Origin of the sequence: Vibrio sp. AND4, from assembly GCF_000171815.1 — a bacterium.
GTDB lineage: Bacteria > Pseudomonadota > Gammaproteobacteria > Enterobacterales > Vibrionaceae > Vibrio.
On record NZ_ABGR01000006.1, the window covers coordinates 70418 to 94041 of the forward strand.

Annotated in this window: 25 protein-coding genes and 1 tRNA gene; 3 read left to right on the forward strand and 23 right to left on the reverse strand. The window is 44.3% G+C overall.

Features of this window, described 5'->3' with window-relative positions:
• The 5 genes from sctC to AND4_RS09265 form a co-directional block, all read right to left on the reverse strand.
• Nucleotides 1-1872: a type III secretion system outer membrane ring subunit SctC gene (sctC, locus tag AND4_RS09245; protein ID WP_009842700.1), complete on the reverse strand. Its 1872-nt coding sequence runs from the start codon at nucleotides 1870-1872 to the stop codon at nucleotides 1-3.
• On the reverse strand, nucleotides 1872-2300 hold the full coding sequence (locus tag AND4_RS09250; RefSeq protein WP_009842701.1) for a YscB family type III secretion system chaperone: 429 nt from the start codon (nucleotides 2298-2300) through the stop codon (nucleotides 1872-1874). Before AND4_RS09250 ends, sctC begins: the two co-directional genes overlap by 1 nt.
• A gap of 12 nt (nucleotides 2301-2312) precedes the next feature.
• Complete coding sequence (locus AND4_RS09255; RefSeq protein WP_009842702.1) at nucleotides 2313-3293, reverse strand: T3SS regulon anti-activator ExsD domain-containing protein; 981 nt, start codon at nucleotides 3291-3293, stop codon at nucleotides 2313-2315.
• 147 nt (nucleotides 3294-3440) lie between these two features.
• Nucleotides 3441-4298 (reverse strand): AraC family transcriptional regulator, encoded by an 858-nt coding sequence (locus AND4_RS09260; RefSeq protein ID WP_009842703.1) that lies wholly within the window; start codon nucleotides 4296-4298, stop codon nucleotides 3441-3443.
• A 581-nt stretch (nucleotides 4299-4879) separates the two neighbouring features.
• The gene (locus AND4_RS09265) at nucleotides 4880-5281 is read right to left on the reverse strand and encodes a YscW family type III secretion system pilotin (RefSeq protein ID WP_241210255.1); all 402 of its coding nucleotides are present in this window, start codon (nucleotides 5279-5281) and stop codon (nucleotides 4880-4882) included.
• A gap of 359 nt (nucleotides 5282-5640) precedes the next feature.
• Here AND4_RS09265 and AND4_RS09270 point away from each other — a divergent pair, with 359 nt between their 5' ends.
• Both AND4_RS09270 and exsE2 read left to right on the forward strand, forming a co-directional pair.
• Entirely contained in the window at nucleotides 5641-6087 is a 447-nt protein-coding gene (locus AND4_RS09270) for a CesT family type III secretion system chaperone (protein ID WP_009842705.1), read from the forward strand.
• A gap of 7 nt (nucleotides 6088-6094) precedes the next feature.
• Entirely contained in the window at nucleotides 6095-6394 is a 300-nt protein-coding gene (exsE2, locus tag AND4_RS09275; protein WP_009842706.1) for a T3SS regulon translocated regulator ExsE2, read from the forward strand.
• A 241-nt stretch (nucleotides 6395-6635) separates the two neighbouring features.
• Here the strand turns inward: exsE2 and AND4_RS09280 are convergent.
• Both AND4_RS09280 and AND4_RS09285 read right to left on the reverse strand, forming a co-directional pair.
• A tRNA-Ser gene (locus AND4_RS09280) sits at nucleotides 6636-6723 on the reverse strand.
• A 308-nt stretch (nucleotides 6724-7031) separates the two neighbouring features.
• Nucleotides 7032-9452 carry a hybrid sensor histidine kinase/response regulator gene (locus AND4_RS09285; protein ID WP_009842707.1) on the reverse strand — a complete coding sequence of 807 codons (2421 nt, stop codon included), beginning with the start codon at nucleotides 9450-9452 and terminating at the stop codon, nucleotides 7032-7034.
• A gap of 53 nt (nucleotides 9453-9505) precedes the next feature.
• Here AND4_RS09285 and AND4_RS09290 point away from each other — a divergent pair, with 53 nt between their 5' ends.
• Nucleotides 9506-10117 (forward strand): YecA family protein, encoded by a 612-nt coding sequence (locus AND4_RS09290; RefSeq protein ID WP_086026810.1) that lies wholly within the window; start codon nucleotides 9506-9508, stop codon nucleotides 10115-10117.
• Nucleotides 10118-10183: 66 nt separating this feature from the next.
• Here AND4_RS09290 and AND4_RS09295 read toward each other — a convergent pair whose 3' ends face one another.
• The 16 genes from AND4_RS09295 to cydA form a co-directional block, all read right to left on the reverse strand.
• Nucleotides 10184-11350 (reverse strand): glutathionylspermidine synthase family protein, encoded by a 1167-nt coding sequence (locus AND4_RS09295; protein ID WP_009842709.1) that lies wholly within the window; start codon nucleotides 11348-11350, stop codon nucleotides 10184-10186.
• A gap of 5 nt (nucleotides 11351-11355) precedes the next feature.
• The gene (locus tag AND4_RS09300) at nucleotides 11356-11925 is read right to left on the reverse strand and encodes a DUF1190 domain-containing protein (RefSeq protein ID WP_009842710.1); all 570 of its coding nucleotides are present in this window, start codon (nucleotides 11923-11925) and stop codon (nucleotides 11356-11358) included.
• 8 nt (nucleotides 11926-11933) lie between these two features.
• The gene (locus AND4_RS09305; RefSeq protein ID WP_009842711.1) at nucleotides 11934-12350 is read right to left on the reverse strand and encodes a DUF350 domain-containing protein; all 417 of its coding nucleotides are present in this window, start codon (nucleotides 12348-12350) and stop codon (nucleotides 11934-11936) included.
• Nucleotides 12350-13393, reverse strand: coding sequence for an ion channel (locus tag AND4_RS09310; RefSeq protein ID WP_009842712.1), 1044 nt, complete (start codon nucleotides 13391-13393; stop codon nucleotides 12350-12352). Before AND4_RS09310 ends, AND4_RS09305 begins: the two co-directional genes overlap by 1 nt.
• A gap of 131 nt (nucleotides 13394-13524) precedes the next feature.
• On the reverse strand, nucleotides 13525-14586 hold the full coding sequence (nadA, locus tag AND4_RS09315; protein WP_009842713.1) for a quinolinate synthase NadA: 1062 nt from the start codon (nucleotides 14584-14586) through the stop codon (nucleotides 13525-13527).
• Nucleotides 14587-14828: 242 nt separating this feature from the next.
• Nucleotides 14829-15584, reverse strand: coding sequence for a tol-pal system protein YbgF (gene ybgF, locus AND4_RS09320; RefSeq protein WP_009842714.1), 756 nt, complete (start codon nucleotides 15582-15584; stop codon nucleotides 14829-14831).
• A gap of 14 nt (nucleotides 15585-15598) precedes the next feature.
• Nucleotides 15599-16126: a peptidoglycan-associated lipoprotein Pal gene (pal, locus tag AND4_RS09325; RefSeq protein WP_009842716.1), complete on the reverse strand. Its 528-nt coding sequence runs from the start codon at nucleotides 16124-16126 to the stop codon at nucleotides 15599-15601.
• 32 nt (nucleotides 16127-16158) lie between these two features.
• Nucleotides 16159-17508 (reverse strand): Tol-Pal system beta propeller repeat protein TolB, encoded by a 1350-nt coding sequence (gene tolB / locus AND4_RS09330; protein ID WP_009842717.1) that lies wholly within the window; start codon nucleotides 17506-17508, stop codon nucleotides 16159-16161.
• 10 nt (nucleotides 17509-17518) lie between these two features.
• Nucleotides 17519-18547 (reverse strand): cell envelope integrity protein TolA, encoded by a 1029-nt coding sequence (gene tolA / locus AND4_RS09335; RefSeq protein WP_009842718.1) that lies wholly within the window; start codon nucleotides 18545-18547, stop codon nucleotides 17519-17521.
• Nucleotides 18548-18560: 13 nt separating this feature from the next.
• Nucleotides 18561-19004, reverse strand: coding sequence for a protein TolR (gene tolR / locus AND4_RS09340; RefSeq protein ID WP_009842719.1), 444 nt, complete (start codon nucleotides 19002-19004; stop codon nucleotides 18561-18563).
• A 3-nt stretch (nucleotides 19005-19007) separates the two neighbouring features.
• The gene (gene tolQ, locus AND4_RS09345; protein WP_009842720.1) at nucleotides 19008-19706 is read right to left on the reverse strand and encodes a protein TolQ; all 699 of its coding nucleotides are present in this window, start codon (nucleotides 19704-19706) and stop codon (nucleotides 19008-19010) included.
• Nucleotides 19696-20115 carry a tol-pal system-associated acyl-CoA thioesterase gene (ybgC, locus tag AND4_RS09350; protein ID WP_009842721.1) on the reverse strand — a complete coding sequence of 140 codons (420 nt, stop codon included), beginning with the start codon at nucleotides 20113-20115 and terminating at the stop codon, nucleotides 19696-19698. The genes tolQ and ybgC overlap by 11 nt, the downstream gene beginning before the upstream one ends.
• 171 nt (nucleotides 20116-20286) lie before the next feature.
• Nucleotides 20287-20589, reverse strand: a complete 303-nt coding sequence (gene ybgE, locus AND4_RS09355) for a cyd operon protein YbgE (RefSeq protein ID WP_009842722.1) — start codon at nucleotides 20587-20589, stop codon at nucleotides 20287-20289.
• Nucleotides 20582-20689: a cytochrome bd-I oxidase subunit CydX gene (gene cydX, locus AND4_RS19490; protein WP_009842723.1), complete on the reverse strand. Its 108-nt coding sequence runs from the start codon at nucleotides 20687-20689 to the stop codon at nucleotides 20582-20584. Before cydX ends, ybgE begins: the two co-directional genes overlap by 8 nt.
• A 12-nt stretch (nucleotides 20690-20701) precedes the next feature.
• A complete protein-coding gene (cydB, locus tag AND4_RS09365) occupies nucleotides 20702-21838 on the reverse strand; it encodes a cytochrome d ubiquinol oxidase subunit II (protein WP_009842724.1) in 1137 nt (378 codons plus the stop codon).
• A 17-nt stretch (nucleotides 21839-21855) separates the two neighbouring features.
• On the reverse strand, nucleotides 21856-23442 hold the full coding sequence (cydA, locus tag AND4_RS09370; RefSeq protein WP_009842725.1) for a cytochrome ubiquinol oxidase subunit I: 1587 nt from the start codon (nucleotides 23440-23442) through the stop codon (nucleotides 21856-21858).
• Nucleotides 23443-23624 lie beyond the last annotated feature (182 nt).

Below are 23624 nucleotides of genomic sequence, written 5' to 3' on the forward strand. Positions count from 1 at the left end.
CTACTGCTCCTCTAATGGTTGAACGCAATGATTTTGTGACTCATCACACTCTTTAATTTGCACCCGCCATCCTGTCTTTCCTGAAGGTAGCTCACATTGTGATAACAACGACGACTTGCCCTGTGACGATAAGTCTTGCTGATGGCGTTCCGCTTGTATTTGATTTGTACAGCTATACAGTGCGAGGGCTGATTTCAAATCCTGGCTGTTATTGGAAATATTGTTCAATGTGCCGAGCTTGGGTCTCAAATCATGTTCATTACCGACAAGCACGTTATCTCCGATTCCATCAACAACAATTCGCGGCTCAATAATAAACATGCGGACCGTTCTTCTGGTGGTATCGGTGGTGCTTCGAAACAACGCACCAAGGTAAGGTATGTCGCCTAACAAAGGTACTTTACGCAATTGGTGACTTATCTCATCACGGTAGACACCACCGATGAGTAAACTCTGCCCTTGCTTCACTGTTGCCAACGTGCTGATTTCTGTCTTTCGAATAGATGGCACATCATCAACACCACCATCTGGAATTTGAGCGCCATCTTCAAGATGCAAACTTAAGTTGATTTCAGGCCGCTCAACAAATCGGTCTCCTACGATTCGTGGGACGATTCGTAGTAAGGTGCCGTAAGTTACTTCTTCGAGCGCTGCGGTCTCTTTACCAATTAACTTGACGTAGAACGTGCTGCTGTTATTCAGGACCGCTTCAACGTTTTCTTGAGTTAACAAGGTCGGTCGAGAGACGACTTGAGCACTACCCTGAGATTCCAGCAGACGGATTTGAGCCAACAGGTAATTTAAGTTGGTTACATCAAGCAATGATTTAAAAGTTTGCCCACTTCCGAGTGTCACATCACCACCAGCAACGTCACCTGTGGTTTTGATGTCTAGAACACTATTGTTTCCTGCCCCGATACCCGCTCGCCAATCGATACCAAGTTGACTCAAATCGTTCGCGCTAATGTCGACAATTGAGAGCGCCACTTCAATTCGTGACTGCGGCTGATCCAATTGAGCCACTAACTTATGATACAAAGGTAGTCTTGCTTGCGTATCACGGACGATGATGGCATTCAAACCAGGTTCAGCCTCAACTGACGCTCCACCATGAACCGAAACATTTTTTGAAGTAGTTGCAGTCGTATTCGCGCCCGCTTCGTCACCTTGATTGGTTGTCTTAATTTGAGTTTGCACACCAGACAATACTCGGCTCAACACCGATGCAATACCCGGGACCGTAACCTCTTGGTCACGATAACTGATCTGTCTATCCGTTGCCGAAGCGTACTTCAAAGGAATAATTTCAACATACAGCTCATCGGTAGAGTTAGATTTTTGAACCAATCGGCTCTCTAACGCTTCTGCCGTTTGCACAACCAAATCGACATACCGAGGAGGGCCAGCTAAGTATACTAGACCTTTATTTTCTGCTGCACGCCAACCGTAGCGAGGATCCCAGATACCCGTCGATATTAGCGTGCTGCGCAACTCACGCGCAGTCAAAAGCTCAAGTTGTAGTAACCGTGAACGGGTTTCTGTCGCTTTGTATACGTGCAACACCGCGCCATCGAAGAACCACATCAAGTTGTATACCTGCGCGAGGTAATCAAGAAACTCTGCCGGGTCTTCTGGCGTAAATCGACCACTTACACGTTCGTTCACCTTGTCACTGACCGATACAGAAATACGATAATTTGCGCCAAAGTTATTTAATAGATCTTTTAATGAATCGTTGTCCGCATAATAACGAAACGGTTGATCGGGCCAATTAAGCTCTGATGAGTGTGAAGGCAGTGCCACCAATAAACTCAGAGTAAATGAGACAGACCAAGCAAGTTGGCCTAATTGTCTTTTTAGAACGGCAAGCATTATGGAATCCAGATACTGTGACTGACGGTATGATTAACACGTTGATGCTCGAGCACTTCACTAAACAACTCCACCAAATTCACATGCTTGGAAAGCTCTGCACATAGTGCTTCTGTTGTTGTCGTTTCCATGTTCATCTTTCCTTGCACTATCAACTGCTCTTGATCATTGACAGTCAATGTACTTTTCGTATCACGCAGTGTTTTCAGAGAGAGCTGCATACAGCGCTTTAGTGCCTGCTCTTTTTGGTAATCAAGGGGCTGTACAAACTGAAAAGGGAGTATGGTTTCCCACAGGACCCATGATGATTGCTGCCGAATGTTAAGCAACATTTGGTCAACTTCAATATCGTAGGAACCATTTTTTGAGGAAACAAAGCCTCCCGTCCCCAACGTTGCCGCAAGAGATTTCATCATTTGATCTAACATATTTGGCTCTATTTAAATCTGTCTGAGATAGTTATAAGCTTTCCCACACTGGTTGCTCTGAACATCAAAATAATAGTGATCGACTTTGCCAACAGTTTGCATGTCTTGAAACCAATGCCAAATCTTCGCAGCGGCATTTAAATCGCTGTACACATGTTCGCAAGCATCCCACACATCGTTAAGTTCAGGCGCATGCAATCTGGCTTCAACGCACCAGATTTTCCACTTAGAAATAAATTTATCTGATGTCTCAGTGTATTGAGATAAGCCTTTTAGCTCATCAAGTGTTGGCTTCCACTCTTCCAACATGACACGATGAGATTCAATCACTTGGTATTGTTGATCATTGAGAATATTTAGCTGCTCATACAGTTCACTTTGCTGGCTCTGAATAAGCGCCAACTGCTGCTCTGCAAAAATCGCGCTGTTTTCCTCTATCGATAATCTAGACCAGTACTCTTTTTGAATACTTAACTGATTGATCAATTGCTCAAGCTTAATGGTGTCACTCAACACAGTTTGATCTGTCTGGCTGTTAAGCCATTCGTTCAATGTCAAATGCATTGATAGGATCAACGTTCTAGGAGACGCTAAATTAAAACAAAATCCCAATCGATTATTAATGAAATCCAGCCTTTGCTCGAAAGTGCTCAACAGATGATTGTCACTCAGCTGTCCACCTATTTCGAGAAAAAGGCGCATAGCGAACTTGTCTATAGAAGCACCGAGCTTCTGATAGGTTTTCATCACTTGGCTAGCACATAAACAATCGACAACGTTGCGATCAAGTAAGCGTTGCAGCAAAGATAAATTTTCGCTACTTAAAGTGTCTTCACTGAGAAGCTGTCGGTGGTTAACATTAACAACATTAGGCACTTGCGATGATTGAGTTAAACCTTCGTATCTTGTGCCTTTCTGCAATACAGTGACCTTCCTTTGCGTCACAATGTTGTTAGGAAAAAGCGAACGGCGTCGCCAATGCAGCTTTTTCATCGGTTTTGTTCTCCGCATCTACTCCGAACAATCCAGAAGGAAGTAGAGGTAATAGTTTTGTTCGTTTTCACTCTGTACATAATAGAGTTTAAGTAAGTTCATGCCTTGCAAAATTAGTCAGAAAATTTTAGACGTCAGACATTTTACCTAAGAAATTGTCACTTGTTCGTCACCAGATCGAACCCGACTTGGTGTTGTACCAAAACGACGTCGATAGCTTTGCGTAAAGTAGGATTGGCTGGAAAAGCCTGCTTCCATCGCAACATCGACAATACTCATTTTGCTGGTTAGCAATAATTTATGGGCATGCAGCAGGCGACGCTCACTGATCCATGCTCTAGGAGACATACCATAGTGCTCATTGAAAAGCTCTTTAAACGTCGTCAGACTTGCACCAAATTCTTGCGCATAATCCGTCAGCTTCCACTCTTTCAGATAGTGAAGCTCCATAAAGCGGCGAAGTCGGTCTGAGACCTTATTGGTAAGTTGTGACAATAACGCGTACAGGTGCTCACCTTGCTCACCATGCAAAAGTAAGATGAGCATTTCCTCGTACTTTAAGCGCATAATGGTCTCTGGGTAAGATTGCTCTTCCAGGGTTTTCATTCCTGATAGCGTATGCTCTATCAATAAATTGAGAGTAAACGGGAACAATCCAGATTGAACATTTTCAACTTTAGACAACGACATCAACAAGTCACTGTGCTTTTGTAAAAACTGACTGATAAGCTCATTATCAAATTCAATCACTGACGCCGTATATTGACCATCTAACGGCGTACACTCTAATAGGTAATCCCCTTGGGAAAGATAAACTCCACTGCCAGCGACAACATCTAGCGTGCAATCTCCCGTCTGAACTCGCAATTGTCCATGATGAACAACAACAATATGAGATTGATGAGAATGAAAAACTTCATCATATTTTTCGTAGTAACAAGTACTATGGACTTTTCGCGATAGCGAGTTGACCTTTTCTGTGTTTAGTTGGCCTAACACATCCATTTTCTACCCTTCATAATTCTAATTTCTCTAATACAACTAGAGAAAAGCCAAAGCTCGACTCACACCTAGAAAACGTACTTACAGATGTGTAATCAGAACGATGTCAATTAAAGAAGCAAAGAAAAGAGCATAGCTGCAATAGCACACCAATACTCCCCGAATAAAATTATAAATAGCTCAAAAAACTACCAGAGGTAGTAAAGTTTTTTGGTAAAATTATCGAGATTGATTTGTTATATTTTCGACAATTAATAAGGTTTTGCTAAAGTTCATCTTATTACTAGTGATACTAAAGCAATCAAAGCCATTCTTATATTAGAATAAGTGAAAGTACCAATGTTGAGTCTACTTTCACCTTTATCGTTTTTATAGAAAAATGGAATGCTTCGTTGAAGCACTCTATCTAGCCAACTTCTCAAAAATGAGGGATATAAACATAAAACTTATAGTAAGTACAACTGATATTCTTACCTATAGCTACTGAGACAATGACTAACCCATTGCTATTTGAAGCTGAAGCACTGGTTTTAGCTTCATTTATCTTGTTTATTAAAAAATAAAACCAATTATTTTTTTAGTCATTATTGTAATGTTCTTAGCCTCAAGTCTTTGTGCACACTACCTTGCGTAAAAACATAATCTACTTCTTTGTGAGCTCTGATTTCCCCTTGAGAACGTAATTTCGCTCGGATTTTCATTTCACCCTTACCTGCTTGTATCGGCGCGATAACAAATGAGTATTGCACAGGCAACTGCACACCTTGATATGATTGTTTTGCGACAACGACGCAATTCTCTCCGTTGACTTGGCATACATCAATATCGACAGACGTACTCACTGGTGCAATATACTCGTCAAAGGTTACCCACCCATACAGAACAGCTTGAGAATGACCAACCCCTCCATCCTTTGATGAGTTGTTGTAAGTGCAAGCACTCAAGAAACACATGGTCAGCAACCCGGTAATCAACCTAAATTTCACTATAGACTCGATCTAATTATCTTTTTTCTATAAAAATTACAACCGCAATTTTGGTACAGAAATAGACAAAAAATCAACCTGTATTTTATATAATACTCAAAAAATAAATCTTGAATGATAAGAAGCGTCTCATTAGCGTCGAACTCGTTAGCTTGACAATTTGATATTAGTTCCATAAATCTAATCGCACAGGGTATAATTTAAAAGCTCACACCTCAGATTCATAAGCAATCATGTTAGTAAAAACGCTACTTATATACCAGAAAACCCTTGTTATAAAAAAGTCCAACTAATTTTGATAAACATATTAGTTAGCTTCTCATATCTTGGACCATAAAATTCATAAAAGGATGACTTCTATGTCTGCGCGCCAAATCGTAGATGAGGTTTTACTTAAATTTGCTCATCAAATAGGGTTACCTAAATTACAGTTGATTGAAGATGAGTTGGGTTTAGCTTTTGATGACAACTTAAAAGTCCATTTAATTTTTCACCCAACGACAGGGATGCTTCAATTAGAAGCCGAAATCGTCGATTTACAAATTGTCAATTCAGAACTTTATCGTTCTTTTGTAGCTTTTAACTACCATTGGTCTGAACATCAATTATTTTTTAGCCTAGACAACCACAGGCACAAACTTTGTCTGAATAGATTGCTTCAAGCAGAGTTGCTAGACAACGATCTATTTGAGCATGCTCTCTCTGAGCTGCTTACACAAAGCGAATCTTGGGAAGACTTATTATCCGCTCATATCGCCGTGGAAACTTTACCCCCCCAACTTCAAGGCTCGGATTTAAGAGTTTAGGTAATCTATGTCCAATGATATCCAATCAACACAGCGCCACATACCTATTGATTGTATCAATAGCAATAGGCAAACCACCTCGCTACAGAAGGGAATCTTTCTAGGCAGAGAGGTGGTTCAAATAGATCATAAAGAAAGAGAACAAAACCGCGCTAACTCAAAACTTGAGTTGAGCGAAACGCTTTCTATGCTTACGAGTACTGAGCTTACCAACGAGGTGTTAAGCTTTGAAAAGGATACGAACGCAGTGCAGAGCCTGTTTAATAGAAAGGTTCAAGTGATCACGCCCAATAGGACAGTGAGTTAGGGTCACCACTCTCTTTTCGAAAAAAGCTCCAAGTGTTGGAGCTTTTTTTCTAGATGACAAACGCCAACTCATGTTTGCACACAGTGGATCCTATTTGTGAATCATCTGTTGTAAATAGCTTGGGGCGCACTGGCTAGTAACTTGGGCGGTAGGTTTTATTGAGTGGAAGAAACTCACTAGATAGGTAAGTCATATTCAAGGCATAAAAAAAGACGTCCTAGGACGTCTTTTTTTATGAATGTGGCGGTGAGTGAGAGATTCGAACTCTCGATACGTTGCCGTATACACACTTTCCAGGCGTGCTCCTTCAGCCACTCGGACAACTCACCGAATCAAATTTTGGTTGGCATTGCTGACCAACGAGGCGACAATTTAATGATTATCTGCACGATGGTCAAGGCTAAAAACGAAAAAAAACACCTCTTTTCGTTTTTTTGATTATAATTTCGCTAAATTGCATACAAAACAGGCTATTACACGCAAGTAGCCTCAAGATGCTTGTTTCTGTGAGAGTAACTGTATATTGCTTAATAGTAAGTTAGCACTTGGAACCACATCGACATAAGGTGAGAGCTTAACTGACCATTCTCCCACGCATTTTCGAGACGCATACTTGCCATTACTCGCTTTAAAGGAATTATTGATCTGCCAACAATATGGTGAGCTTATCGATATCTTCTTGCTTAGGGGATAATGCTTTGACTAAGTGGCTCTCAATACGCTCTATCACGCCTCTCAACTCCGCTGTCATGCTCGGCTGCACACTATCGAGAATATAAGAAAGCGTCGTAAGCGCTTGCGAAAGGTTTTCTTCATCTAATTCCATATAAAAGGTCAAAAGCAACGCCTCTAGATTACTTGGGGTTACTTTCTCATTCTCCTCGCGCGCTCTGTATTGAAACAGGATTGAGGCGTGACGATACAAAGCATCATCCAACTCAGACTCAACAATAGGTTTAGCGATGATGTGGTTCGCGCCAACATCAAGCAGACGCTCTTGTGTTTCTTTGAAAACATCAGCGGTACAGCCGAAGATCAATACAGAGTTTGCACGAGAATCCATGGCGCGTATTACCGTGATTGCACCAACGCCATCAAGCACAGGCATATGGTTATCCATTAATACCAAATCAAAATCCTGACTTGCCACCTGCTCTACCGCTTGTTTTCCATTATCGACACACACACAAATGAATCCCTTTGAGCGCAAGAAAGTTTCCATAATAATGGTGTTGGTGCGGTTATCTTCGACAATAAGCGCACGTAAACCCTGGCAATTGATCTTATGTGTACTTTGAGGCTCCAATACTCCAGCTTCACAAGGATTTAGTTCAAGTTCAACAACAAAATTGGTACCGATATATTCTTGGCTTTGTACAGTAACACTACCGCCCATGTGATCAGAAATCTGTTTAACAATCGCCAATCCAAGCCCTGTCCCCCCATATCGACGTGTGGTTGAGGACTCCGCCTGCTCAAACGGGCGGAAAATACGTTTCTGAGCATCAGGGCGAATCCCTATACCTGTGTCTTTTACACTAATATAAAGGTGAGTTTGGTCCCCACTTACCTGCTCCGTCAGCTCTACCTCCACATAACCTTGATCGGTGAACTTAACCGCGTTATTGATCAAATTGAACAATACTTGACGCAATCGCGCTTTATCATTGTTGTACCAACGTCCCTCTGGCACATTCGAGATCACTCGGAATTCAAGCCCCTTCTCTGCACACAAAGAATCATAGATGCTGTTAATACTGCCCAAAATCGAATCAATCGGAAATGGCGTGTTATCGATCTCGATATGTCCTTGCTCAATCTTAGAATAATCCAAGATTTCGTTAAGCAGCGTCATCATATGATCGCCAGAGTCATACAGAGTATTAAGGTACTTTCTTTGCTCTTCGTTTAACCGGGTTTTCAGCAGTATTTGCGCCGTCCCTAATACACCATTCATCGGCGTTCGAATTTCATGGGATAAGGTTGCCAAAAATGCAGTTTTCGCGTTTGTCGATGCCAATGCTTTGGCTCGCTCTTGTTCTAGGTACACGGTTTTCTCATTGAACTTAGTGATCAAGTGCCCGATTTCGTCTGCGCTGTCATAACCAATATCTATGATGCTTCCAGCTTTAGAATCATCGATTTTTTGCGCGATACGGACGATGGGTTCAACAATATAACGATTGAGTAGGTAGTAGCCCACCAGCACGCAGACCAATAAGAAAGGTATGATGCCCCGCTCTACACTCATGACTTGTTCAAACACTTGTTCAGAAACTTGAACCTTGGCATTCACAACGTCCATTTTCCAATGAAAAGCACCAAATTCAAGCTGGCTGATGTAAATGTCTTTCGTGAGATTGAAATTATGCTCAACCACAACTTGCCCATCCGCATCACGTATCACTACGCCTAAAGAGTAGTGGTTAGTATGCTCGCGAATGAATTGGAGTAAAGCTTCAAGCGATACATCGACAGTAGCCACACCAGCAAACACGCCCTCTCTGTAGTAAGGCGCAGAAGCAGTGATCATCTGAACTTGGGTGAAGGTATCGATGTAAACACCAGACCAACTTACATAGCCCGCAGGTTTATTCACCGCAGATTGATACCATGCCTCATTGTCATAACCTCCAGACTCTGGATTATTGTAAGAATGGATGAGATCTAAGCTGCCATGCTCATTCTTATTGAAGAATAAGCTTGAGTATGACCAACGTTCACCCTCAAATCTTGGCTTCGGCCACAAGCCTCCACTAACAATAATATCATCACTCACAGCGAGCAGTTGGGGGATGGTATCTTGCAGGGAAACATCAGCCGCCGCTGTTTGCCCTAACCCGACCAAACTATTGAGCAAACCGACAGAATTAGTCAACGGCCGCTCAATGTGAGACGCGAGTAACTGGGTACGTAAATTCAGGTTACGTTCAAGCTTCGCTCTTACTGGTGGCTCGACCACAAGGTACACAACTGAACCAATGGTCGCGATGAAAAAACACAAATAAAGCGTTAGAGCGAGAATACTTTTTTTTCTGAGTGACGAACGAATATCCATAGATTTAAACGAATCATTCCCTAATATCGATTTATCGATGATTGATTGGTAACATGAGCACAATTAATCAGCCCGTTAACAGATGGTATTCGATTTTGAAACTACAAGACATCCTTTCTCTTCCAGAACTTGATGGAAAACTACTTAACCTAGCGAAAACTCAAGGCTTTGTAACGTCAATGGCTTGTGCGCCAAACGTTCTAAATCCTCAAGAGTGGCTGCCATTTCTATGGGGAGGGGAAGAAACTGCGCCCTTTTCAGATGGTGAACAACTAGAGCAGTACATTGATGAGATAGTTCAAATGTGGAACCAAGCTCGCCCTGCACTACTGGAAAGTACATGGCAATGGCCAGAAGGTTGTCAACTGGATGATCAAGATATCGTGTCGGCAAGCGCACGTGACTTCTGCGAAGGCGTACTTCAAGGCTGGCAAATCACCCGCGACGATTGGGAAACATTAATGCCTGAAGACAGCGAAGACAACGCGCTGCTTGGGGGCGTTCTGCTTTCTCTCACCATGCTTTACGATCCAGAAACCACGATCGCAACACTGGCAGACCAAGGCATGGAAGGTTTGGAGCAGTTTGAAGAGATCTTCAATGCAATGCCGACGATGCTTTCCGGCCTCACTCAGCGTGGTGTCATACTGGCAGAAGCAGAATAAGCTGTCTGCTCTGCCGATGCAAAATGCATAGCATGAAAAGCTCTCCAAAACGGAGAGCTTTTTTGATCAGTCTAAAATAACGTGTGGGATATAACGTGCCATATCTTGCGTAACCAGACTGTTGTCTTCTCGAATCGAAATGCCTGCGGCTTTGTCATTGACTAACCAGCTGCCAATCAAGGTATGGCTTTGACCAAATTTCGGTAGCGGATGATATTGCTGGACGATGTTGTGACACGAATCATACGGTCCGGGCGTTTTAACTAAGCGCTGTCCGTTTTTGATGATCTCTATGTTCGCGCCTTCGCGAGAAAATAGTGGCTTGATGACATAATCTTTCAAACTGTTCGCTTGGGGATCGTTGGCAAAATACGCAGGCAGAAGGTTAGGGTGATTCGGAAAGCGTTCCCATAGCAAAGGTAACACCGCTTTATTAGACAGAATCGATTTCCACATCGGCTCTAACCAGTTCACACTCGATGTTGCAAGGTACTTGCTGTATTCCTCTTCGAACATGAACTCCCACGGGTAAAGTTTAAACATCCAGCGGATGGCTCGGTCGTCAGCATCAACAAAGTAGCCCTGTTCGGTCACACCAATATCTTCAACAAAAACAAATGCTGTGGTTAAGCCTGCTTCACGTGCACAATCTTCCAGATACTGCACTGTTCCTTTGTCTTCTTCGGTGTATTTACAGCAACTAAAATGCAGTATTTGGCCAGGGTGTAGTTTGGCGATATCAGCAAAGCGCTCGATAAGAAAATCTTGCAGAATATTAAACTGATCCGCACTTTGGTGGATTCGGCCTTTGTTGACAACGTCCTCTAACCACACCCACTGCCAAAAGCCCGTTTCAAATAAAGAGGTTGGCGTGTCAGCATTATTTTCTAATAACTTTGCTGGCGATAAGCCGTTGTAAGCAAAATCCATTCTTGAATATAGCGACGGCTCTCTTCGTTGCCAAGAAGACGCGACTTGAGCCCACATGGTCTCTGGAATCGCGCACCGAGTCAGTAATCGCTCGCTTCGTACCACTTCATCCACAATCTCAAGGCACATTTGATGAAGCTCCTCGGTAGGCGCTTCAATGTCTCGCTCTATTTGCTCAAGGTTAAATTGGTAGTAAGCGCTCTCATCCCAGTAAGGTTGATCGTACATGGAGTGGAAGCCGAAACCAAACTGGCGTGCCAAATCACGCCAGTTTTCTCTTTCTTGTATCTCTCGTCGAAACATAGTTGTTAACCGCCACGACTCACGGACACTGCTTTACCGAAGCCACCTCGGGACATGGCACGCCCAATCGTACCACCACCACGCTTGTTTAGGTTGCTACTAGCGACTTTGGTCGCTTGATTGCGGTAAGAGCCATAGAACTGCCCTGCTCCGTTGTAATACTTAGACTTATAGCGATACATAGGTTCTGAATAGTAACTTTTGTTGTAACCGCTTAGACCACTGATTGCGCGACTGAAGAAATACCCCCCCACAAACGGGACGTAAGAACGATGTCGTGAGCTGTAATAACAATCATCCTCATAAAAATCATCTTCACATTCGAACTGGTTGTTATAACGCGGAGCGTTGTCTTCCGCTCTCGCCATCGCCTCTTGATAAGCTATGTCACACTGTTCGCTAAATTCAGGAGAATCCGATTTACACTCATCGGCATTCGCGTATATGTAGCCTTCTGTTTTGGACTCATGCGTTGCTAAAAAGAAGATTCCGCCAAAAGCAACGAATGGGATAATTCGCCCAACTTTAAAGCTTTTATCCATTGAAGAACGTTTGACGTTAGAACTGCGTTTCATCGCTCCTCCTAATACGTCATGCAAGCCGCGTTCAACACGCCGACAGAGACAGAGACAGCCGCAAGCACAATACCCGCTGGCACTTCATTATTCTCGATACGCTCTGAGACTTTTGGTAACAGAATAAAACGCACGATACCAAAGGCTATGAGCTGGGCAAGCATGGCCACTATTCCCCAAACCATAAAGTCGATGATGTTCACTGAGTTCGTCGCAGCCCCTGAAATCGCCAAACAGTAACCAAGAAACGCACCACTTAACGCAATCGCGGCCGCGGTATTTTTCTCTTCTTTGATCAGGTGCCATTCATCGTACGGTGTCAGTTTTACATAAACGAACTTGAACGCCAGAACGAAAATAATCGAAACGGAGAAATAGATAAGAAAGTTAGGAAAACCTGCCAACAGGTCTGCAATTATGTGCATTATTTGTCCTTATTCATGTCTGTCCAAGCAAAAGCATCAATTCGCTCATCAGCAATATAAAACAGTTTAGTGCTCGGTGGTACTTGAGCACCGAGGTCAGGGTTCAGCTCAATACCGCCGCCAAGATCAAAAGCGATCAAGGTAGCTTGATGGTGCTTCTTAATAAACCCAAAAATCGTCTCGACATTCGTCGTTGGTTGATCTTCCGGGTAAACCACGGAGTACTGGGTCATGCCTCGGGTCGAAGCAAGTAGCTCTTGATGCAGCGCACTTGATCCCGGATCCACTGCCGCTTTAGCGAGCATCTCGGCCCCAACTGCCGGAATACATTCCGCTCTCGGGCAATGCTGGCTCAGTAGTCGCCCCAACGCGTCATCTTTAAAATAGGCAAGTAAATGTGCATCTGGGTTTACAGAGGCACAATATAAAGCAGCTGAGAGCGTAATGTCATCGGTGAGGTTATCAACGATGATACAGTTTGCTTCGGTGATGTTGGCGTTCTTCATCTCCTGTGCGTCAGTATAGCTGTTGACCTTGATAAAACCGATCTCACCCGGCAATGGGTTTTCAATATCAGAACGGCTGCACAACACAATCGGACGCTTGCCATCCTCTTCATGTTGTAACATTCGAATCAGATGCATGGTACGTGCACCATTCCAACCCAATAATACGATATGGTTTTCCACTCTTACTCTCCGTTTGCCCAGTATTCCCGCTCGCCAATAGTCAATTGCTCCACCTGCTACTCGCCCCAAAATAGCAGCAAATAAGCTCAAACCACCCGGGATAATAAATAACACCACAACCCATTTACCCAAATCCGTAACGGGTGAATGATCGCCATAGCCAACTGTAGAGGCCGTAACCATTAAGTAGTAAATAAAGTTTGAGAAGCTATCAGTTAATGCATGCTCTCCCGCAAGGTCTAACAATATCCATGAAATGATAATGTAAGCGCCACTGATAACGAGGAGGTTTCGGTTACTCAATTTGAAAAGATGACCTCTCAGCCACTTTTTCATTACCAGCCATACAGCCATAGATCTCAGATCCCTCTCTGATTACAATAACTTAATACTAACTCATTGATTGTAAAAAACAAAAAAACCAGCCATATTTGGCTGGTTTTTGAGGATAATCTTAGCAAACCGCTGTGTTTACAATAAAATACTTAAGCGTTGCCTTTTACTTGTAAATTAAGCTGATCTGCGAAATCTAGCATGCGGTTCAGTGGGATCAGAGATTTCACACGTAGCGCTTCATCAACAAAGATTTCGTGCTCTGCACCACCTTCGCTCAATGCTTTTTCAATCGCTTTAAGGCCATTCATTGCCATCCAAGGACAGTGTGCACAGCTGCGACACGTTGCACCCGCACCTGCTGTTGGTGCTTCAATCAGCTCTTTTTCTGGCACTAGCTGCTGCATCTTGAAGAAGATGCCTTTATCAGTAGCCACGATCATTTGTTGCTGAGGAAGCTCTTTCGCCGCTTTGATTAGCTGACTTGTAGAACCCACTGCATCCGCAAGTTCCACCACACTCGCAGGAGACTCTGGGTGCACTAGGATAGCGGCATCTGGGTATACGCTCTTCATCTTGCGTAGAGCGTCTGCGGAGAACTCATCATGAACCACACATTCACCTTGCCATAGCAACATGTCGGCGCCAGTCTGGTTTGCGATGTAGGAGCCTAGGTGACGGTCAGGCCCCCAGATAATTGGCTTATCTTCTGCATCTAAGTGCTCAACGATTTCAAGGGCGATACTTGATGTTACGACCCAATCTGCGCGCGCTTTTACCGCTGCGGACGTGTTGGCGTATACGACAACGGTATGGTCTGGGTGGGCATCACAGAATTCACTGAACTTATCTGCCGGGCAGCCAAGGTCGAGAGAACATTCTGCTTCTAACGTTGGCATTAAAATGCGTTTTTCAGGCGTAAGAATCTTTGCAGATTCGCCCATGAATCGTACACCACCAATGATCAGTGTGCTTGCTGGGTGACGGTTACCAAATTTCGCCATTTCCAGCGAATCACCAACAAAACCGCCGGTCTCTTCAGCCAAAGCTTGGATCTCAGGATCGGTGTAGTAATGCGCGATCAAAACCGCGTCTTTCTCTTTAAGCAGCTTTTTGATTCGCTCGATGTAATCGGCTTTTTCTTCTTGGCTTAGTGGGATTGGTTTTGGCGGGAATGGGTAAACTGTCTCGATTTTATCTAGTATGTGGCTCATTGCTCTTGCTCTACGCAACTTCCTTTAATCCGCATATTGTAACCTCGTTGATTTTTAAACACCAACCCGTAACTAGAATTTATAGCAGTCTAGCCGTATATCTTTGTTGTAAATAATAATTCTAACTGTAGATAATGTGCACTTTCTTACCAAAGTCAGCAGATCGGAGACTGACAAAAACAAACTGTAAAGAAAAAGGGAGCCTAAGCTCCCTTTATTATCTTGATGTTAATTTAGCGTAATTACTTCAGCTTGGAGCCTGCCACTTTCGCCGAGGCACTGCCTGGGTATTCATCCACGACTTGCTGATAGTACTTCTTCGCTTGCGCGTCATTGTTGTTGCGCTCTGCGATATCGCCTAGCTTAACAAGTGCGTCTGCACGCTTGTTGGAACCTTTGTCAGAAACCACAGCAGCAAAACTTTTCACTGCTTCTTTGTCCTGTTTCTTCGCGAAGTACAACTGACCTAACCAGTAATTCGAGTTCGCAGAATAAGTGGAGTCAGGGTAGTCCTTTTGAAACTGTTGAAATGCAGCAATAGCGCCGCTGTAATCTCGTTTCTTGAGGATCAAGTCCACCGCATCTTGGTAAGCGGTTTGCTCATCAGCGTTGGATGAGTACTTACCTACCTTCTCCGCTGGTTTGGTTTCTTTTGCTGGCGCTGCTTTGATTTCACCACGCACTCGATCTAACTCAACGAACAACTCTCTCTGACGTTTCAGCATTTGTTGCATTTCGTAGCTGTTGCGTTCTAGCTGACCACGTAGTTCACTGATCTCTTGTGACATTTGGTCAATATGCTCTTGCATTTGAAGCTGGACGCGATTGCGATTTTTCAACAAACGCTCTAAACGCTCGACGTCACTTTCAGAGGAAGACCGAGTGTATGCTGATGTTGTGCTGTTGAGATCGGATACTGGAGCTGGTGCAGCGAACGCGAAGTTCGCTGCACTTGCCAGCAACGTAAGCGTAACAGCGCGCTTAGTGTTACTGAACATGAGGTCTACCTCTATTAGTATACTAGAACCGCACGACGGTTCTTAGCGTAAACATCTTCAGATTGACCCAGAAGAAGTGGCTTCTCTTCACCGTAGCTAACGATAGAGACTTGGTCGGCTTGAACACCTAGCGCTTGAAGGTAGTTCGATACTGCTTCAGCACGACGCTCGCCCAGTGCGATGTTGTACTCAGGCGTACCACGCTCATCCGCGTGACCTTCAATCGTTACGTTTAGACCAGGGTTCTTGCTTAGGTAAGAAGCATGTGCCGCTAGCATTTCTTCGTAATCGCCCGCAATGGTTGAGTTATCAAATGCAAAATAGATAGTTTGAGTTTCACGTAGCGCTTGCTCTTTTAGCTCTTGCTCAGCTAGCTGACTATTTTGATCGATCGGCGTTACTACTGTTGTTTCTGAAACACCAGTATTCATGTTTGTTTCGGCACCAGCGTTAGACGCCGCGTCATCGCTTGAGCTACATGCTGTCATAGCCATAACAGGAATCGCGATTAGTAGTCCTTTTAGAACCTTGTTCAGTTGCATCTTATTTTCCTTTATTAATCAATTTTTCTTAACTACAAGAACGGTGACCAAGCGGGTGCTCTTACACGCCCATTTGTTGCGGGTAATCTGGCTTTGAATCGACCATCAATTGATACCATTGAAAGTACGTTTTTCTTGTTGTAGATCGAGCTATAGATGACCATGCCACCATTTGGAGCAATACTTGGAGACTCATCAAGTAATGTTTGCGTAAGAACCTGAAGAGCACCTGTTTCCAAATCTTGTTTCGCCAAGTTGAAACCCGAATCACTGCGGTTCACCATGACCAGAAATCGACCATCAGGGGTGATTTGACCACCTAAGTTTTGGCTACCTTGCCAAGTTAAACGGTTAGTCGAACCGCTGGCCAAATCTACTTTATAAATCTGAGGTTTACCACCCCTGTCAGAGGTGAAAATCAGTGATTTACCATCAGGGTGCCAGAAGGGTTCTGTATTATTTGATCTGCCACGCGTAATTTGTGACAGCTTGCGAGTTTTTAGATCCAAGGTGTAAACCTGAAGCGAACCAGTCTTAGATAGAACCAGCGCTAACTGGCTGCCATCAGGTGAGAATTTTGGCGCACCATTATGACGAGGGTATGACGTGATCTTTTCTCTTTCACCCGTGTAAATATTCATGATGAAGATTTCGGCTTGGCCATTTTGGAAACTGACATAAGCCAATTTTTTGCCATCTGGAGACCATGCGGGAGACATCAGGGGCTGCTTAGACCTAAGTACCAAACGCTCGTTATAACCGTCATAATCTGATATGCGAAGTTGGTAAGGGAAGCTATCTTTGTCGTTCACTACCACGTAAGCAATACGCGTCATAAACGCACCACGATCTCCGGTGAGCTGCTCGTAAACCAAGTCAGAGATGCGGTGTGCATATTCACGCATGCGTGGGCCTTGGACCGTCGCAACCTTGTTGAAAAGAATATGATCTTTCGAGAGGACCAGTTCACCATCGCCCAATGCTTTGCTCTTACCGCCAGTTAGCTGGCCGCGTACTACATCGACCAATTGGTAGTTAACCACGAAGTTGCCCTGCTCGTTCTTTTTGATTGAGCCCGTCAGCAATGCGTCCACACCTAGGCCCGTCCACGCATCAAAGTTCACCTCTGATTCGTTGAATGGCGTCTGGGGCATTTTGTTGGTCGGTACCGGGCTGAATTTACCACTGCGTTGCAAGTCAGAAGCAATCACAGCAGAAATATCAGTCGGAAGAGGCTCACTGCCTTCCCACTTAAAGGGAACAACAGCGATTGGTCGCGCTGAATCAATACCATCGGTAATCACCAGCTCTAATGCAGCGTGAGCTACACTCGTTAGACTGCCAAGCAGTACAAACATTCCTAGTAAAAGACGTTTAATCACGGCTTATCCCTTATCGTTTTAGTTCGACCGTAAGATTAATATCCTTCAGCCTTTGGTTAACTGTTGAATCGGTAGACATTGGAAAACTTGGCACTTGCGCGATTGCACTTTTTGCCGCTGCACACACTCTAGAGTCTCCAGAAAGCACACTCACCGATGAGACGATCATGTCTGCCCCTGTCGGAATCAGCTTAATGTCAACTCTACACTTCTTTCCCAATAGGTAGTCATCCTTTAGCAACTTACTTTGAATAAGCTGAGTATAGATTGAGCTATAGCGAGACACTTCATCAGCCACAAATTTCCCCTGCGCCTGTTGGTTTGCACTCGACTCACTCTCTAAACCAGCAAAGATGTCATCCAATGCCGCTTCTTGCTCTTTACGCTCACGCTCTATTCGCTCAAGACGCTGTTTTTCTTTGCGTGCTTTCTCTGCGGCCTCTTTGGCAGCCTTTTCTTTTGCGATGCGTTCTTGTTCGGCTTTTGCCGCGGCTTCGCGTTCACGCTTCGCTTTTTCTTCCGCATCTTTGGCGGCTTTCTCACGCGCTAAACGTTGCTGCTCCGCTTTACGTACTGCCTCTTCTTTGGCTTTACGCTCTTGCTCGGCTTTTGCCGCTTGCTGTTTCGCTTTGCGAGTGCGTTCTTCTTCGGCCTTACGTTCTTGTTCTTTCTTCTTACGAACCGCTTCGGCTTCTCGAGCGGCTTTAGCGTCTTTCGCCTGCTGCTCTTTTAGTTTACGAATCTGCGCTTCTTCTGCTTTGCGGTTTTTCTCTAACTGCTCCGCTTCGCGGCGAAGCTTATCGAGACGGTTTTGCTCTTTCTTCGCTGCTTTTTCACGTTGCTGACGAATTTCTTTGGCTTGTTGTTGGACAAGTTTAGGATCAATCACCACAGCCTGAACCATCTGACCTGTCGGCTCTGGCTTGGTCATGTTGAAATCCGTCCCCCAAAGCAGAGCTACAACAAGCAGCATGTGCAAACCAACCGATATTGCTATCGGTTTGGTGTATTCTTTGGTTTTCTTCTTATTGTCTTTCATAGATGCTCGATGTCTATTCTTTGATATCGGTCATCAGACCCACTTTCGGGATGCCTGCACGACTAAGCTCATCAAGCAAAAGTACCACGTCAGCGTATGGCGTTGCCGCATCACCACCGACGGCAACAGGAGAGTCAGGTTTAATTTCACGTTCAGCTTTTACTCTTACGATCACGTCTTGTAAGGATAGACCGCGTTGCACCTCTTCATCATTCACGCTCAGGCCTAAATTCCCGTCACGATCAATCTCAATGATAATGAAACTGCTGTCAGTATCACCCGCCAGGTCTTGCATGGACTCAGCCGTCGAAGTTTGTGGAAGATCGACATCCACCCCCTGAGTCACAAATGGAGCGGTCGCCATGAAAATGATCAACAGAACAAGCATTACGTCGATATAAGGTACAACGTTGATCTCTGCCGTCATTTTTCGCTTTTTAGGTTGGTAACCCGCCATGACTTATTCCTTACTTGCGCTGTCTCGACCCGCCATCGCTTGACGGTGCAAAATGCTGTGGAATTCTTCAGAGAAAGTGGCATAGGTATGTTCTAGCTTGCTTACTTTATTGCTTAAGCGGTTGTAGAACATAACGGCAGGGATTGCTGCAAATAGGCCCATGGCTGTTGCAATCAGTGCTTCTGCAATACCTGGTGCGACCATCGAAAGTGTCGCTTGCTTTACTTCGCCTAATGCGATGAAGGCGTGCATGATGCCCCAAACGGTACCAAACAGACCTATGTAAGGGCTGATGGACCCTACCGTTGCCAAAAATGGTAAGCTCGTTTCAAGTTCATCCACTTCACGAGCGACTGCCACACGCATGGCGCGACCAGTACCCTCCATAACGTAATCTGGTGAGTTCGCGTTGCTCTTACGCAGACGTGCAAACTCGGTAAAACCCGCGTAGAAGATTTCTTCTGTGCCGGTAATCTCGTCTTTACGGCCTTTCACTTTTTGATAAAGCAGCGAAAGGTCTGTGCCCGACCAAAATTTGTCTTCAAATGACTCAGCACTTTTTGACTCTTGAGATAAGACCTTGCTGCGTTTAATGATCATAGCCCATGATGCGATAGACATGCCTAGCAGTGTCAACATCACAAGCTTAACCAATAGACTGGCCTGAAGAAAAAGATCTAAGATGGAAATATCAGCAGTCACTATTTGTTAGCTCCGAATTGATAAAGGATGGAATCGCAATTGGCTTCATTTTCTTATTATCGATACATGCTACCTTAACCATTGCCTTGCACAATGTTCTGCCTTCATCATTGACTAACTCTTGACAGAATTGCAGAGATGCACGTTTGACCTCTGACACTCGGGTTAAGACAGTTAAATGCTCGTCCAACCTTGCGCCATGATTAAAATCGATATCCATATGTCGGACAACAAAGCCAATGTTTTGTTCCAGTAACACATGTTGAGAAATGCCTTTTGCACGCAACATCTCGGTGCGTGCTCGTTCAAAGAATTTCAAATAATTTGAGTGATATACAACGCCACCCGCATCAGTATCTTCATAATACACGGTGATTGGCCAGTGGAAAGGGTTTGATGTGCCTTGCAAGGGAGTACCAGTTATTTCAATTCTTTAAAGCGATTACTATAACTGAAGCGTCAGTAATTGGTACTGAGCGAAGAAAATATTTTTGAAATTTGTGGAAAAAATAAAAGCCAGACGAGTTGTCTGGCTTTTATTCGATGATTTAGTAACCGACTTTATTTCAGGATGTCACGTTTACATGAAATACAGTGCAGTCAGATAAATTAAGATAGCGAATGAGAAGTATGGGCTGAACAATACTTGCCAGTACCACTTTCTCGGCTTGAAGCCAACACCATATACCATGCTTGAACATACTGCCCAAATCAATGCAGGCGCGATAAACGCATTAAAGCCACCAATTTCTAGATGGTACGCGTTTGGATCCCACATCACCAATCCCACGTGCAAACCGCCGAGGATTAAGGCCAAGACCCTCAAAAGAGTCTTGTCCATTGGTAAGTGAAACTGCGCTATCTTATCAGCGAGGTTAGTCACTATCTTTATCCATCATTTCAGAATGCTCTAACCAAAGAGCGTTGATGATACCGAATGCGCAAGCAAGCAGTACACCTAGAATCCATGCGAAATACCACATAATTGTCGCTCCTTAGTAAAGTGAGTTTTTGTTGTCTTCGATGAACTGATCATCCAAGCGACCAAACATCTTGTAGTAAGTCCAAGACGTGTAAGCCAAGATGATCGGAACCATAACAAAGGCTACCCCCGTCATTAGGTTCAGAGTTAGCTCAGATGACGTGGCATCCCACATTGTCAAGCTATGTGCGTAAACCTCACTTGAGGGCATAACGAATGGGAACATTGAAATACCTGCAGTAAAGATAATGCCCGCAATTGCCAAACTAGACGTCAAAAACGCAATACCACACTTCTCTAGGCGAGATGCCAAGATAGCAAGCAGCGGCATTGCAACCCCTAGTACAGGCGCAGCCCATAGTAGCGGATAAGTTTCGAAGTTTGCCATCCACGCACCAGCTTGACGGATAACCTCTTTGTTTAGCGGGTTAGATGGTCCAGCGGTGTCAATGCCACCTACGATGACGTAGCCTTCAATGTTTTGGATCCAGAAACCAGCTGCAACAAAAGCAACGATCGTCAGTAGACCAGTAAGCTGAGCGACGTTGCGAGCGCGGGTATGTACCTCGCCCGTTGTTTTCATCTGTAACCAAGTCGAGCCTTGCATCAGGATCATAAACAAACTGACTAGACCACATAGCAATGCAAATGGGTTAAGAAGACTGAAGAACGAACCGTGGTATGTTGGCATTAGGAATTCGTTCAGTTCGAACGGAACGCCTTGTAGCAAATTACCAAACGCTACACCAAAGATGATTGGTGGAACGAAACCACTGATTGAGATACAAATATCCCAGGTGTTACGCCATTTTTTATCTTCAATCTTCGAGCGGTAATCAAGTCCAAGTGGACGAAGCCAAAGTGCTGCTAGCGTTAAGATCATCGCCAGATAGAAACCAGAGAACGATGTCGCGTAAACAAGAGGCCATGCAGCGAACAATGCACCACCAGCTGTGATAAGCCATACTTGGTTACCATCCCAGTGTGGAGCGATTGAGTTGATCATCACACGACGTTGCGTGTCGTTTTTACCGATGACAGGGACGAGCGCGCCCACCCCCATATCGAAACCGTCAGTGACAGCGAAACCAACGAGTAAAACGCCGATCAACACCCACCAGATGAATCGCAATATTTCGTAATCAAACATTTTGTTTTCTCCTTAACTTACGCTTCTACTTGGCGGCTAACTTTGTCTTCAATAGAGTCAGCGTTTTGCTCGAAGTGGTAACGGCCAGTTTTCAGGCTGCTTGGACCTTTACGAGCGAATTTCACCATCAGGTATACTTCTGCAATTAAGAACACAGTGTAAAGCGCCAGGATTGCAAATAATGAAGTCCAGATTTGACCTGCAGAAAGCGCTGAAGCAGCAACATTGACCGGTAGAATTTCACCAACAGCCCATGGCTGACGACCAAATTCCGCAACGAACCAACCTGCTTCGATAGCAATCCATGGCAGTGGAATGCTCAACAGTGCCGCTTTTAGAATCCATGGTTTCTGTTCAATCTTCTGACGACATGTCTGGATGAATGATGCACCAAAAACAAATAGCATGATAAATCCACAACCAACCATAATACGGAACGCGCTAAACAACGGCCATACAGTTGGAATTGAGTCATCAGCTGCTGCTTGGATTTGATCTTCTGTCGCGTCAACAACTTTGTCTGTGTAACGTTTTAGAAGTAGACCGTAACCCAAGTCACCTTTCACTTCGTCAAACGCGGTCATGTTTGCTTCAGACTTATCACCCGCACGCAATTTCTCTAGTAGCTCGTAAGCGTACATACCATTGCGGATGCGATCCACGTGCTCATCTCGAAGGTCACGTAGACCTGTTACTTGTTCATCAAATGAACGTGTCGCGATGATACCCATGACGAAAGGAATCTTGATGGCGTAGTCGGTTTCCATTGTTTCTTGATTTGGAATGCCAAACAGCGTGAATGCGGCTGGTGCAGGCTCTGTGTGCCATTCTGATTCGACAGCAGCTAGCTTCACTTTTTGAACTTCACCCAACTCGTAACCAGATTCGTCACCTAGAACGATTGTCGATAGGATCGCAGCCATACCGAAAGAAGCAGCGATAGCAAATGAACGGCGAGCGAACGCAACATCACGACCTTTCAGGAGGTAGTATGAGCTGATACCTAGCACAAACATTGCACCACACGTGTAACCAGACGCTACTGTGTGTACAAATTTAACCTGCGCAACCGGGTTGAATACCACTTCAGCAAAACTCACCATTTCCATACGCATGGTTTCGAAGTTGAATTCTGCGCCTACTGGGTTTTGCATCCAGCCGTTGGCGATAAGAATCCAAAGTGCAGAGAAGTTAGAACCCAGAGCAACCAGCCAAGTGACGGCTAAGTGTTGACGTTTTGATAGACGATCCCATCCGAAGAAGAACAGACCAACAAAAGTAGACTCCAAGAAGAAAGCAACCAGTGCTTCGATCGCAAGTGGTGCACCGAAAATGTCACCTACATAGTGGGAGTAGTAAGACCAGTTCGTACCAAACTGGAATTCCATGGTAAGGCCTGTAGCCACACCAAGTGCAAAGTTAATACCGAAAAGCTTACCCCAGAACTTAGTCATGTCCTTGTAGATTTGCTTATTCGTCATTACGTACATTGATTCCATAATGGCCAAAAGGAAGGCCATACCAAGGGTCAATGGTACGAATAGGAAGTGATACATCGCAGTAAGTGCAAACTGCAACCGCGACAGATCAACGACGTCAATCATGGTAACTCCTATGTGTCGGCTGAATGACACTCTCTAGATATTGCAATCCATATACAAGTGTTATTCACACCCGAAAAATGTTGAATTATCACAACGCTTTGTTGCAAAAATGTGCTTTATTAGTTAGTTAATTGTTAAGCATGAGCTAATATAGCTTGGACTAATATTACTGCTAAAAACGG

What these genes read in the sequence shown, in the direction of transcription:
- exsE2 (WP_009842706.1), top strand. Translation starts at nt 6,095, where the DNA reads ATGTCCAATGATATCCAATCAACACAGCGCCACATACCTATTGATTGT.
- pal (WP_009842716.1), bottom strand. Translation starts at nt 16,126, where the DNA reads ATGCAACTGAACAAGGTTCTAAAAGGACTACTAATCGCGATTCCTGTT.
- sctC (WP_009842700.1), bottom strand. Translation starts at nt 1,872, where the DNA reads ATGCTTGCCGTTCTAAAAAGACAATTAGGCCAACTTGCTTGGTCTGTC.
- cydX (WP_009842723.1), bottom strand. Translation starts at nt 20,689, where the DNA reads ATGTGGTATTTCGCATGGATTCTAGGTGTACTGCTTGCTTGCGCATTC.
- AND4_RS09250 (WP_009842701.1), bottom strand. Translation starts at nt 2,300, where the DNA reads ATGTTAGATCAAATGATGAAATCTCTTGCGGCAACGTTGGGGACGGGA.
- AND4_RS09255 (WP_009842702.1), bottom strand. Translation starts at nt 3,293, where the DNA reads ATGAAAAAGCTGCATTGGCGACGCCGTTCGCTTTTTCCTAACAACATT.
- AND4_RS09295 (WP_009842709.1), bottom strand. Translation starts at nt 11,350, where the DNA reads ATGTTTCGACGAGAGATACAAGAAAGAGAAAACTGGCGTGATTTGGCA.
- AND4_RS09270 (WP_009842705.1), top strand. Translation starts at nt 5,641, where the DNA reads ATGTCTGCGCGCCAAATCGTAGATGAGGTTTTACTTAAATTTGCTCAT.
- ybgF (WP_009842714.1), bottom strand. Translation starts at nt 15,584, where the DNA reads ATGTTCAGTAACACTAAGCGCGCTGTTACGCTTACGTTGCTGGCAAGT.
- AND4_RS09285 (WP_009842707.1), bottom strand. Translation starts at nt 9,452, where the DNA reads ATGGATATTCGTTCGTCACTCAGAAAAAAAAGTATTCTCGCTCTAACG.
- AND4_RS09305 (WP_009842711.1), bottom strand. Translation starts at nt 12,350, where the DNA reads ATGCACATAATTGCAGACCTGTTGGCAGGTTTTCCTAACTTTCTTATC.
- tolA (WP_009842718.1), bottom strand. Translation starts at nt 18,547, where the DNA reads ATGAAAGACAATAAGAAGAAAACCAAAGAATACACCAAACCGATAGCA.
- AND4_RS09300 (WP_009842710.1), bottom strand. Translation starts at nt 11,925, where the DNA reads ATGAAACGCAGTTCTAACGTCAAACGTTCTTCAATGGATAAAAGCTTT.
- cydA (WP_009842725.1), bottom strand. Translation starts at nt 23,442, where the DNA reads ATGATTGACGTCGTTGATCTGTCGCGGTTGCAGTTTGCACTTACTGCG.
- cydB (WP_009842724.1), bottom strand. Translation starts at nt 21,838, where the DNA reads ATGTTTGATTACGAAATATTGCGATTCATCTGGTGGGTGTTGATCGGC.
- AND4_RS09310 (WP_009842712.1), bottom strand. Translation starts at nt 13,393, where the DNA reads ATGGCTGTATGGCTGGTAATGAAAAAGTGGCTGAGAGGTCATCTTTTC.
- AND4_RS09290 (WP_086026810.1), top strand. Translation starts at nt 9,506, where the DNA reads ATGAGCACAATTAATCAGCCCGTTAACAGATGGTATTCGATTTTGAAA.
- nadA (WP_009842713.1), bottom strand. Translation starts at nt 14,586, where the DNA reads ATGAGCCACATACTAGATAAAATCGAGACAGTTTACCCATTCCCGCCA.
- tolR (WP_009842719.1), bottom strand. Translation starts at nt 19,004, where the DNA reads ATGGCGGGTTACCAACCTAAAAAGCGAAAAATGACGGCAGAGATCAAC.
- AND4_RS09260 (WP_009842703.1), bottom strand. Translation starts at nt 4,298, where the DNA reads ATGGATGTGTTAGGCCAACTAAACACAGAAAAGGTCAACTCGCTATCG.